The organism is Mumia sp. ZJ1417, from assembly GCF_014127285.1.
GTDB lineage: Bacteria > Actinomycetota > Actinomycetes > Propionibacteriales > Nocardioidaceae > Mumia.
Window position 1 is genome coordinate 674,952 of record NZ_CP059901.1, and the last position, 11,568, is coordinate 686,519.

At 69.7% G+C, this 11,568-nt stretch carries 11 protein-coding genes; 6 read left to right on the forward strand and 5 right to left on the reverse strand.

What is annotated here, in order from left to right:
• Positions 1 to 13 precede the first annotated feature (13 nt).
• A complete protein-coding gene (locus tag H4N58_RS03170; protein ID WP_167001500.1) occupies positions 14 to 682 on the reverse strand; it encodes a GntR family transcriptional regulator in 669 nt (222 codons plus the stop codon).
• Positions 683 to 850: 168 nt separating this feature from the next.
• Between H4N58_RS03170 and H4N58_RS03175 the strand changes: the two genes are divergently transcribed.
• The 5 genes from H4N58_RS03175 to H4N58_RS03190 are packed head-to-tail and all read left to right on the forward strand — an operon-like array spanning position 851 to position 7,555.
• Positions 851 to 2,053: a CaiB/BaiF CoA-transferase family protein gene (locus H4N58_RS03175; protein WP_208322826.1), complete on the forward strand. Its 1,203-nt coding sequence runs from the start codon at positions 851 to 853 to the stop codon at positions 2,051 to 2,053.
• Between the two features lie 26 nt (positions 2,054 to 2,079).
• Positions 2,080 to 4,167 carry a hydantoinase/oxoprolinase family protein gene (locus H4N58_RS03180; RefSeq protein ID WP_167249054.1) on the forward strand — a complete coding sequence of 696 codons (2,088 nt, stop codon included), beginning with the start codon at positions 2,080 to 2,082 and terminating at the stop codon, positions 4,165 to 4,167.
• 3 nt (positions 4,168 to 4,170) lie between these two features.
• Positions 4,171 to 6,042, forward strand: a complete 1,872-nt coding sequence (locus H4N58_RS03185; RefSeq protein ID WP_167001502.1) for a hydantoinase B/oxoprolinase family protein — start codon at positions 4,171 to 4,173, stop codon at positions 6,040 to 6,042.
• Positions 6,039 to 6,662 carry an isochorismatase family protein gene (locus tag H4N58_RS20315; RefSeq protein WP_279587723.1) on the forward strand — a complete coding sequence of 208 codons (624 nt, stop codon included), beginning with the start codon at positions 6,039 to 6,041 and terminating at the stop codon, positions 6,660 to 6,662. Before H4N58_RS03185 ends, H4N58_RS20315 begins: the two co-directional genes overlap by 4 nt.
• Positions 6,659 to 7,555, forward strand: a complete 897-nt coding sequence (locus tag H4N58_RS03190; protein ID WP_167249052.1) for a hydroxymethylglutaryl-CoA lyase — start codon at positions 6,659 to 6,661, stop codon at positions 7,553 to 7,555. The genes H4N58_RS20315 and H4N58_RS03190 overlap by 4 nt, the downstream gene beginning before the upstream one ends.
• A 115-nt stretch (positions 7,556 to 7,670) precedes the next feature.
• Here the strand turns inward: H4N58_RS03190 and ppk2 are convergent, their stop codons facing one another.
• Together ppk2 and H4N58_RS03200 are read right to left on the reverse strand one after the other, a co-directional pair.
• The gene (gene ppk2, locus H4N58_RS03195) at positions 7,671 to 8,564 is read right to left on the reverse strand and encodes a polyphosphate kinase 2 (protein WP_167249049.1); all 894 of its coding nucleotides are present in this window, start codon (positions 8,562 to 8,564) and stop codon (positions 7,671 to 7,673) included.
• The gene (locus H4N58_RS03200) at positions 8,561 to 9,046 is read right to left on the reverse strand and encodes an alanine--tRNA ligase-related protein (RefSeq protein WP_208322825.1); all 486 of its coding nucleotides are present in this window, start codon (positions 9,044 to 9,046) and stop codon (positions 8,561 to 8,563) included. Before H4N58_RS03200 ends, ppk2 begins: the two co-directional genes overlap by 4 nt.
• A gap of 85 nt (positions 9,047 to 9,131) precedes the next feature.
• Here H4N58_RS03200 and H4N58_RS20320 point away from each other — a divergent pair, with 85 nt between their 5' ends.
• Positions 9,132 to 9,464: a phosphatidylglycerol lysyltransferase domain-containing protein gene (locus H4N58_RS20320; protein ID WP_220471287.1), complete on the forward strand. Its 333-nt coding sequence runs from the start codon at positions 9,132 to 9,134 to the stop codon at positions 9,462 to 9,464.
• Between the two features lie 3 nt (positions 9,465 to 9,467).
• Here H4N58_RS20320 and H4N58_RS03210 read toward each other — a convergent pair whose 3' ends face one another.
• Together H4N58_RS03210 and H4N58_RS03215 are read right to left on the reverse strand one after the other, a co-directional pair.
• Positions 9,468 to 10,472, reverse strand: a complete 1,005-nt coding sequence (locus H4N58_RS03210) for a 3-oxoacyl-ACP synthase (protein ID WP_167249047.1) — start codon at positions 10,470 to 10,472, stop codon at positions 9,468 to 9,470.
• Between the two features lie 145 nt (positions 10,473 to 10,617).
• Complete coding sequence (locus H4N58_RS03215; RefSeq protein ID WP_167001507.1) at positions 10,618 to 11,553, reverse strand: CDP-glycerol glycerophosphotransferase family protein; 936 nt, start codon at positions 11,551 to 11,553, stop codon at positions 10,618 to 10,620.
• Positions 11,554 to 11,568 lie beyond the last annotated feature (15 nt).

Consider the following 11,568-nt stretch of genomic DNA (forward strand, 5'->3'; position numbering starts at 1 on the left):
GAAGAAAACGCGGTCAGGCGTCCGAGGTGGGAGCGGCGGGCAGGCGGTCTCGGATCGAGACCCAGCCGTGCCGGATGTGCGCGCGCATCGCCGACTCCGCCCAGTCGGGGTCGCCGGCACGCAGGGCGGCGACGACCTCGCAGTGCTGGTCGAGGCTGCGCTGCAATGACTCCGCCGTGTAGTGCGCGAAGGTGTTGTGGACGAGGGGGACGTGGACGAGCGATGCGAGCAGCGGACCGAGGCGAGCCCGCCCCGCCGCGTCGACGATCGCCGCGTGGAAGCGGTTGTTGAGCGCGGTGACGGCGTCGAGGTCGTGCTCCTCGGCGGCACGCTGCATCGCTTCGGCGAGCGCGGACAGTTCGGCGATGTCGAGCGAGTCCGAGGTGGCCGCTCGCCGGGCGCCGTACGCCTCGAGCATGCCGCGGATCTCGAAGATCTCCTCGACGTCGTCGACGCTCCAGCTCTGCACCTGGACGCCGCGGTGACGCTCGTGTCGCACCAGCCCGTCGGCGGCGAGGCGTCGCAGGGCCTCGCGTACGGGGGTGCGGCTGACCCCCAGCTCCTTGGCGAGGTCTTCCTCGCGCAGCCACTCACCGCCCAGGCGGCGTCCGGACAGGATCTGCGTGCGGATGGCCTCGTACGTCCGGTCGGCGTTGGCACCGGAGTCTGTTCTCCTCGTCATGACTCGCGGAGCATAGCAGCGAGGTTTCGCAGATTGCATACAACTCTGTTGGCCTGACGAGATCCTTGACCGGAGTCGCGCTGCAACCCTAGTGTCGCTGGCATTCAGTGCCTCGCGCACTCGCTCGATTTTCTACGAGTTGTATACGAACCTTGGGAGGTTCTTCGCGTGACGGATCTTGCCGCGCCGCTGTCCGACGTCCGTGTGATCGAGATGGGTCAGCTCCTCGCAGGCCCCTTCTGCGGACAGCTCCTCGGAGACTTCGGTGCAGACGTCATCAAGGTCGAGGACCCCGGCAAGGGCGACCCGATGAGGCAGTGGGGTCGGGAGAAGCCGCACGGGCTCTCGCTGTGGTGGCCCGTCGTCGCGCGCAACAAGCGCTCCGTCACCGCCAACCTCCGTGACGCTCGCGGCCAGGAGATCGTCCGCGAGCTGGTCGCCCGGGCGGACGTCCTCGTCGAGAACTTCAGGCCGGGCACGCTCGAGCGCTGGGGGCTCTCTCCTGAGGCCCTGTGGGAGATCAACCCGAGGCTCGTCGTGACCCGGGTGACCGGCTTCGGTCAGACGGGCCCGTACGCCGAGCGTGCGGGGTACGGGTCGATCGGCGAGGCCATGGGCGGCATCCGCTACGTGACCGGCGATCCCGACAAGCCCCCAGCCCGTACCGGCGTCTCGCTCGGCGACTCCCTTGCCGCGACGTTCGCCTGCGTCGGCACGCTCGTCGCGCTGCACGCCCGCGAGCGGACGGGGCGTGGTCAGGTCGTGGACGCCGCGATCTACGAGTCGGTTCTCGCGCTGATGGAGTCGATGGTCCCCGAGTGGCAGATCGCCGGCTACCAGCGCGAGCGCACCGGCACCGTGCTCCCCAACGTCTCGCCCAGCAACGTCTATCCGACGCGCGACGGCGACGCCGTGCTCATCGCCGCCAACCAGGACACGGTCTTCCGTCGGCTCGCCACGGTGATGGAGCGCCCCGAGCTCGCCGACGACGCGCGCTACGCGACCCACGGCTCTCGTGGCGCGTCGATGGACGAGCTCGACGACATCATCGCGACGTGGACAGCCGGGATCGATGCCGACGACCTCCTCGAGCGCCTCAACCAGGGCGGCGTTCCTGCGGGCCGGATCTATCGGGCGCGCGACATGCTCGACGATCCCCACTTCGCCGCACGAGAGGCGATCGTGCGGCTCAAGCACGACACGCTCGGCGAGTTCGCCGTCCAGAACGTCGCGCCGAAGCTCTCGGGCACGCCAGGCTCCGTACGCCATCTCGGTCCAGAGCTCGGCGAGCACAACGACGACGTCTACCGAGGCCTGCTCGGCATGGACGAAGACCGGCTGACCACGCTGCGCGACGCCGGCGTGGTCTGACGACCGACTGATCCCAAGGAGGGCACATGACATACCGGCTCGGTGTGGACGTCGGGGGCACGTTCACCGACATCCTGCTCGTCGACGAACGCTCGGGGGAGACCTATCGCGCGAAGACACCGTCGACCCCGCACGACCAGTCCATCGGCGTCCTCAAGGGCATCGGCCAGGTCTGTGAGACCGCCGGCATCGGTCTCGACCAGGTCGGCGACGTCATGCACGGCACGACGGTGGCCACCAACGCGATCCTCGAGGGCAAGGGTGCGCGGGTCGGGCTCGTGACCACCCGCGGCTTCCGGCAGGTGCTCCAGATCGCGCGGTCGTTCGTCCCCGGGGGGCTGGCCGGCTGGATCATCTGGCCGAAGCCCGAGCCGCTCGCCGCGCTGGAGGACACCGTCGAGGTCGTGGGGAGGATCGCCAGCGACGGCTCCGTCGTCGAGGATCTCGACGAGGCCGACGTACGCCGAGCCCTGAAGTCGCTCGCGGCCCAGGGAGTCGAGGCGCTGAGCATCAGCCTCATCAACTCCTACGCCAACCCCGACCACGAGCGGCGCGTCGCGAAGATCGCCGCCGAGGTTCTCGGCGACCTCACCATCTCGGTGTCGTCGTCGGTCCTCCCCGAGCTGCGCGAGTACGAGCGCACGCTGACCACGGTCGCCAACGCCTACGTCCAGCCGAGCGTCGCCCGCTACACCGCCAACCTCGGCGACCAGCTGTCGGCCGCCGGGGTCGACGGCAACCTCTACATCCTGCGCAGCGACGGTGGTCTCACCTCGGCCGCAGCCGCCGCCGACAACCCCGTCTCGCTGCTCCTCTCGGGTCCGGCCGGCGGCGTCACCGGCGCAGCCTGGGTCGCCGAGCAGGCCGGGTTCACCGACTTCATGACCTTCGACATGGGCGGCACCTCGACCGATGTCGCGCTCGTCCAGGACCGCACGCCCCGGATCGGTCGCGAGACCAAGGTCGGTGACCTCACCGTCCGTGCCACGTCGGTCGACGTCCGTACGGTCGGTGCCGGCGGCGGCTCCATCGCCCACGTGCCCGCCCTCACCCAGGCGCTGCGGGTCGGGCCGCAGTCCGCGGGCGCCGTACCCGGCCCGGCCGCGTACGGACAGGGCGGCGCCGACCCGACCGTCACCGATGCCAACGTCGTCCTCGGCTATCTCCCGACGTCGCTCGCCGGCGGCGAGGTGACCCTCGACCGCGACGCCGCCACGACGGCCGTGCAGACGATCGTCGACGCGACCGACCTCGCCAGCGTCGAGGAGGCCGCCGAGGGGATCGTCGACATCGTCAACGAGAACATGCTCGGCGCCCTGCGGCTCGTGTCGGTCCAGCAAGGCTTCGACCCGCGCGACTTCGCGCTCGTCGCATTCGGCGGTGCCGGCCCGCTGCACGCCAACGCCCTCGGCCGCCTCACCGGAGCGTGGCCGGTCATCATCCCGCCGTCGCCGGGGGTTCTGTGCGCGTACGGGGACGCGACGACGAGCATGCGCGACGAGGCCGTCCGGACCCTCATGCGCCCGTTCTCGGCGCTCGACGACGACAGCCTGCGCGACGTGCTCTCTGAGCTCGCCGAGGACGCGCGCGCCTCCCTGCTGCGCGACGGTCTCGACGAGGACGCCCTCACGCTCACGTACGCGGCCGACCTCCGCTACCACGGGCAGGGCTTCGAGATCCCGGTCGAGATCGACCTGCACGCCTTCGACGGGAGCGGCGGCGGCCTCGACGCGCTGCGTGCCGCCTTCGATGCCGAGCACGAACGGCTGTTCTCGTTCCTGCTCGGCAACGAGCACGAGATCGTCACGGTCCGTGCGACCGCGACAGGCCCCCGGCCGGCGGTGAGCGCCCCCACGCTCACCGCCGGTGACGGCGACCCGTCGGCGGCACGCACGGCGACGCAACGCATCTGGGTGGACGGAGGCCCGGCCGACGCCGGCCTCTTCCAGCGCGACCTGCTCCGCGCAGGCGACGTCGTCGTAGGACCTGCGGTCGTCGTCGAGATGGACTCGACGACGCTCGTCCTCCCCGGCCACGCCGCGACGGTCCACCCCAGCGGCAGCCTCCTCATCCGACCCATCGACGACAGCGCCGGCGCCGGCGTGGAGGGCTGAGACATGGCACAGATCATCCAGACCGCGACCGAGCCGCTGCCTGCGGTGGACGTTGACGTCATCACGCTCGACCTCGTCGAGAACGCGCTGCGCAATGCGCGGTACGAGATGGACGAGGTGCTGTTCCGTACGGCGCTGTCTCCGGGCATCCGCGAGCAGCACGACGAGTTCCCGCTGATCGGTGACCCCGACGGCAAGATGGTCGTCGGCCAGTTCGGGCTGTCGATCCCCGACTTCCTCGAGAACTTCGACGGCACCATCGAGGAGGGCGACGTCCTCCTGACCTCCGACCCATACTCGTGCGGAGCCGCGATCAGCCACGCCAACGACTGGCTGATCGTGATGCCCATCTACTTCGAGGGACGCATCGTCGGGTGGTCGTCGATGTTCGGGCACATGTCCGACGTCGGGGGCAAGACTCCCGCGTCGATGCCGACCGATGCGCGCACGATCTATGAGGAGGGTGTGGTCATCCCGCCCTTCAAGCTCTACAAGAAGGGTGTGCTCGACGAAGACGCGCTGCGGATCATCCTCAACCAGGTCCGCAAGCCCGACTGGAACCGCGCGGACCTCAACGGGCTCGTCGCCGCATGCCGGACCGCCGGCCGTCGGGTCCAGGAGCTGTGCGCGCGCTTCGGCGCCGACACCTACACCTCCGCACTCGACGCGCTGCTCGACCGCAACTACCGCGCGATGAAGGCGCTGCTGCAGATGGTGTTCAAGGACGGCGAGACGCTGTCGTTCACCGACTACATCTGCGACGACGGCGTCGGCTACGGCCCGTACGAGCTCAAGCTCAGTCTCACCCGCAACGGCGACAAGGTTCTTCTCGACTTCACCGGGAGCAGTCCGCAGGCGCAGGGCCCGATCAACTACTTCATCAACGAGAACCTCGTCCGGATGTTCTTCGGGATCTACATGATCACGGTCGCGGACCCCCAGATCCTCTGGAACGACGGCTTCTATCCGCTGGTCGACGTCGAGATCCCCGAGGACTCGTTCTGGAAGCCGAAGTTCCCCGCGGCGCTCAACGCCCGCAACCACGGCATCGGGCGCGTCTTCGACCTGTTCGGCGGCCTGCTCGGCCAGACCAACCCCGACCTGCTCAATGCCGCAGGCTTCTCGTCGTCCCCGCACTTCATGTACTCGGGGAACTACAGCGAGGGCGAGCGCAAGGGCGAGTGGTTCCAGCTGTACTCGATCGGCTTCGGCGGCATCCCCGGCCGCCCGATCGGCGACGGTCCGGACGGACACTCGCTCTGGCCGTCGTTCGTCAACATCCCCTGCGAGTACCTCGAGTCGTACTACCCGCTGAGGGTCGAGGCGTGGGAGACCGTCGCCGACACCGGAGGTGCGGGCCTGCACCGTGGCGGCAACGGGGTCGACGTCGCGTACCGATTCCTCGAGCCCGGGACGATCGCGATCCACGACGACCGCTGGCTGACATACCCGTGGGGCGTCAACGGCGGTGCTCCCGGCGCGCGTGGCCGCAAGTGGCTCGAGCGCGCGGACGGCACCCGCGAGGTCCTGCCGAGCAAGGTCCACGACGTGCCGGTCGCGCGTGGCGACCTCTTGCACTTCGTCACATGGGGTGGCGGTGGGTGGGGCGACCCGCTCGCCCGTGATCCCGAGCTGGTCGGTCTCGAGGTGCGCCGCGGCCTCGTGAGCGCCGAGGGCGCCCGCCGCTTCGGGGTGGTGTGCGACGACTCGGGCGCTCTTGACGCCAACGCGACCGACGCGCTGCGCGCGGAGCTGATCGCGGATCGTCCGGACGTGCTCCCGACCTTCGACGCCGGTCCACCGCTGGAGGAGATTCTCGCCCGCTGCGAGGAGGAGACCGGCCTCCCCGCCCCCAAGCCGCCGGTGGCCCTGTGAGTCCGCTCCCCGCGGACGCGTTCCCGCCGGCGCTGGGCGTCGACCTTCCCCCGGGTCGACGCCCGGCGCTGGTGATGGTCGACCTCGTACGGGCGTACTTCGACCCGGACTCGGCGCTGTGCCTGCCCTCCGACACCGTGCTCGGACCGGCGAGCCGCGTGCTGGGCGCAGCGCGTGCGGCCCGCGTCCCGGTGCTGCACACCCGCGTCGCGTACGACACGAGCGGTGCCGACGGGGGCGTCTTCGTCCGCAAGCTGCCCGTGCTGCAAGGCTTCGCCGGTGGCGGGCCGGGTGCCGAGATCGTCGATGCCGTCGCCCCGGCGCCCGGCGAGCCGGTGATCGTCAAGCAGTACGCGAGCGCGTTCTTCGGGACGTCGCTGTCGTCCACGCTCGCCTCGCTCGGCGTCGACACGCTGCTTGTTGCGGGTGTCTCGACGAGCGGATGCGTCCGTGCGACGGCCGTCGACGCGCTGCAGCACGGTCTGATCCCGATAGTGGTCCGCGACGCGGTCGCCGATCGTGCCAGCGGCCCGCACGAGGCCAACCTGTACGACCTGCAGGCGAAGTATGCCCAGGTGGTCTCGGTGGACCGGGCCATCGCCTATCTGGAGGACCTGTGACGAGCGTCGAGATCTGCGAGGTCTCTCCGCGGGACGGGCTGCAGAACGAGTCGGTCGTGCTCGCAACCGACGTCAAGGTTGCGCTGATCGAGCGGGCGATCGCGGCCGGAGCACGGCGCATCGAGGCGGTGAGCTTCGTCCACCCCGGGCGCGTGCCGCAGATGGCCGACGCGGAGGCGGTGATGGCCTCCGTCCCTCGTACGGACGATGTCGCGTACCTCGGGCTGGTGATGAACCGGCGCGGGCTGGAGCGCGCGCTCGCCGCTGCAGTCGACGAGGTCAATGTCGTCGTGGTCGCCTCGGACACGTTCTGCCAGCGCAACCAGGGCACGACCACGGCCCAGGCGTGCGAGGCCGCGGCCGAGATCGTGGCCGACGCGCGCGCCGCCGGGCTCGCGACCAGCATCACGATCGGCGCGTCCTTCGGATGCCCGTTCGAGGGCGAGGTCCCCGCTGAGCGCCTCGACGACGTGATCGCCCGTGTCGTCGACGCCGGACCCGACGAGATCGCGCTCGCCGACACGATCGGAGTCGCCGTCCCCGCGGCGGTGTCCGATCGCCTCGCGCTCCTCGGACGCCGGGCACCGGCGAGCACGAGGCGTCGGCTCCACCTTCACGACACCCGCAACACCGGCGTCGCCAACGCGGTCGCGGGCGTCGCTGCGGGAGTCCACGTGCTCGACGCCAGCATCGGCGGCGTCGGAGGCTGCCCGTTCGCGCCGAACGCGACCGGCAACGTCGCGACCGAGGACCTCGTCTACACGTTCGCACGCTCGGGCGTCTCGACCGGCCTCGACCTCGAGAACCTCATCGACGCGGCCGGCTGGCTGCAGGACGAGATCGGACGGCGCCTGCCGAGTGCGCTCCTGCACGCGGGGCCTTTCCCCGCGTAGCCGCGCGCGCCGTCGACGACAGGGGCTCGTCCAAAAGTGGCGTACGCCGTACTAGTACGGCGTACGCCACTTTGGGAGGACCCCTCTTCGCGCCTGCGAGGGCGAGCCGCGCTCGTCAGTCACCGACCGAGTCGCGGCCGCGGCGGACGAGCTCGGGGTCGGCGTACCCGACGATCTCGGGATCTTTGCCCTCGTAGTCGTACTGGCTGAGGAAGAACCGCATCGCGTTGAGGCGTGCCCGCTTCTTGTCGTTGCTCTTGATCGCCGTCCACGGTGAGATGTCGGTGTCCGTGTGGAGCATCATCGCCTCCTTCGCGTCGGTGTAGGCGTCCCACCGGTCGAGGGACTCGATGTCCATCGGCGACAGCTTCCACCGTCGTACCGGGTCGATCTGGCGCACGGCGAACCGTGTGCGCTGCTCGAGCTGGGTCACCGAGAACCACAGCTTCGTGAGGTTCAGCCCGCTGTCGATGAGCATGTCCTCGAACAGCGGCGCCTGGTGCATGAACCGCTCGTACTCGACGTCGGTGCAGAAGCCCATCACGCGCTCGACGCCGGCGCGGTTGTACCAGGACCGGTCGAACAGCACGATCTCCCCGTACGTCGGCAGCCGCCGGACGTAGCGCTGGAAGTACCACTCACCGCGCTCGGTCTCGGTCGGCTTCGTCAGCGCGACGACGCGGGCCGAGCGCGGGTTGAGGTGCTCGGTGAACCGTTTGATCGTCCCGCCCTTGCCGGCGGCGTCGCGTCCCTCGAAGAGGATGACGTACTTGGTGTCGGTGTCCTGCGCCCAGTACTGGAACTTCAGCAGCTCCACCTGGAGGCGGTACTTCTCGCGCTCGTAGCGGTCGCGGTCCATCCGTGTGTCGTACGGGTAGTCGTCGCGCCACGTCTCGATCGGGTTGCCCAAGGGGTCGATGAGATCGGGGTCGGAGCCGTGCTCGTCGTGCCGGACGGTGTAGCCCTCGTGGATCAGCTGTTCGAGGTACTCCCGGAAGTTCTGGGTCACCGGTGCTCCTTTTTCGTTGCCGCACGGGAGCGCTCGCGCTGCTCGCGGACGAGGTCGACGACCTGGTCGCGGCGCTGTGCCACTTCCGGGTACCGTCTCCCGCGCAGCTTCTCCGGCTGTGCGACGAGCGGCCACAGCAGGCTGGTGCGGAACACGTCGGGACTGTCGATCACGGCGGCGGCGGTGCGCTGGTACGACATGAAGTACGAGTTGCCGACCTCGCCGCCGAAGCTCCAGTTGCCGAGCATCTCGAAGAACGTCGTGTGACGGTCGTCCCCGACCTCCTCGAGGTCCTGGCTGCGCAGGCACGGCTGGGAGTCGGCGAGCCGTGGTCCGTCGGGGTGGTCGGCGCCCTCGAGATAGCGCAGCAGCGGCTGCATCCCGCTGCCGGTGAACAGGATCGCGTGGCCGCGCTCGCGCTGGAGCTCCAAGAACGCCGCGCGCGCCTGGTCGGTGTCCAACGGGCTCGCTCGCTCGGCCATCTGCGCTCCTCTCCGCCGTCCCAGCATCCGTCTCCCTCGGAGTCGGCGCACCTCCGCGGCTCGGCGTCGCTCGCAGGGGCGACGGGTGCAGCTCCGCCACCGTATCGCCCTCGACCTGTTCGTCCGCGCCGCTCGTGACGCGGGGACGACGCCGTGCCTGTTCAGCGTGACCGAGGAGGAAGGCCGGCAGATCGGCTGGACGCTCGACCTCATGCGCCGCCTGCCTGACGGGTTCCGCTACACGATGGAGTTCCTGATCGCCTCGGGGTGCGTCGCGTTCAAGGAGCAGGGCTACGCGATGGTGTCGCTGTCGGGGGTCGACCGGGTCAAGCGGCTCTACATGGTCTTCCCGGAGCTCGGCTCGGCGTACCTCGACGGCCTCGGTCCGGCGAAGCTCCTGGCGCAGGCGAAGACGTAGCCGTCAGGTCACGCGCAGCAGCAGCGCCGTGACGTGGAAGCCCGTGCCGACCGCGGCGATGACCACGTACGGGGTCTCGACCTGGCCGGCGTGCAGGGCGAGGTTGACCGGGTACGTCGAGTGGGTCAGGTTGCCGAACGTCTCCAGCGTCTCCAGGTATGCGGCGGGCCGCAGCCGTCCCGCCCAGTGGTCGAGCAGCGCACGCGAGCCCTGGTGCGTGATCAGCGAGACGTCGGCACCGCTGAGGCCGTGACGGGCGAGCAGCTCGCCGACCAGATCGGGGAGGCCGTCGCGCATGATCGTCTGGTAGACCTCGACGCCGGCGTCGGACTCGAGGAGGTACGTCGGGGCCGGGTTGCCGTCCTTGCCGACCGGGATCCCTGCCCAGTCGACCGCGTGACGGGGACGTACGGCCATGGTCATCGACGTGTACGCCCAGCCGAAGGTCCGTGTGTGGTGGTCGACCAGGCGCAGCGACCCGCCAGCGGAGAGCACCGCCGCCCCTGCGCCGTCACCGATCGCCTGCGCGTGCCCGCGCCGGTAGTCGACGTGGCGGGTCCAGTTGGATCCGGTGACGACGAGCGCACGCGCGCAGCCACCGGCGACGATCGCCTCGTGGCCGTGCACGAGCCCGAGGAGGAAGTTGCTGAAGTCGCTGTTGAGCGGCACGACCAGGCTGTCCTGGCGCATGCCGAGGCGGGCGTGCACCTCGTACAGGGAGTTGGGCGTGAAGTACGTCGGGACCGACGCGTACCCGTAGATCCGGTCGATGTCGGTCGCGTCGATCCCCGCCTCGTCGAGCGCCTGCTGGCAGGCGTCAACCATGAAGCTCTCGATCTCCTCGTCCGCTCCGAGGACCCGGCGCTGACCTGCGCCGGTGAACAGGTCGGCCTCCGCCACGCCTGCTGGTCCTGGCATGCGGTCGAGCGTCGCGTAGACGGGGTCGGTGTCGTCGCGCACCCGCTTCGGAACCGCGTAGCCAGTGCCGGTGATCCCCGGATCGGTCATGAGTCGTCCCCCTGTGGTCACCCCCCCACGCCGTCCGCAGGGGTCGTGTGGAGTCACAGTGTGGTGGCCGCCGAGGGTCACCGAGGGGGCACCAGCCTCGCGTCGAGCGTGTGATGTCCGTCTCGTACGTGCGTGGGCGGTGGACTCAGCCGTTGCGCTCGCGGTCGAGCTGCAGGAGGAGGTCGGCGATCCGCTTGCCGCTCGTGCCTCGGTAGCGAGGGTCGAGGTAGTCGTCGAGGAAGGTCCTGAGGCGCTCGTCGGGCTCGCGGCGCTCTTGGATCATGTCGACCAGCTCGTCGAAGCTGTCGGCATGGAGGCCCAGGCGCTGGGTGTAGATCTTGCTCTCCGCGGCCCGCCGGTGCGCGCGGGTGAGTGCCTCGCCGTTGATCCAGTGCGGGAAGATCACCTGCTTGCCGAGGGCCCACGCCTCGTACACCATCGTCCCGAAGTCGGAGACGACGACGTCGGCGTCGACGAGCAGGTCCGTCGTGGGGCGCTTGCTGTTGCCCTTGCCGCGGTTGCGAGGGTGCTCGGAGACCTCGACGTCGAAGTGCTTGCGCAGCGGCTCGAGGTACTCCTCGAACGCCGGATAGCTCGACAGCGTGACCTGCTCGTCGCCCTTTTTCACGAAGTCGTGCGTGGGGGCCCATAGCACCCGAAGGCGCTTGCGGCGGTTGCGACGCAGTCGCGTCCGCAGCTGCGCCTGGCGGGCGAGCAGCAGGTCGAGGCGCGGCCAGCCCACCGAGTGGATGTGATCGCCGTCGATCTCGAGGACCTTCGACTTGGTGACTCGGCGCTGGAGCATGGGGCCGGGGACGAGTACGTCCGTGCGGTGGCCGCGAGTCAGGGCGCGCTCGCCGTCGTCGGACTTGCGCCAGAGGTAGTTCTTGTCCGCGACACCGTGCGACATGACCACGTCGGAGTCGAGGTTGATGAACAGCGAGAAGTTCAGCGCACCCGGGAGGTACTCCCGAGGAGAAGACGTCCACGACCGGCGCGGGAGATGACGGGAGATCGTCCCCCAGATCTGCTCCTGGACCCCGTGATAGACGGTGCCGCTCGTGTCGATCAGGTTGATCACGGACAGGCCTTTCCA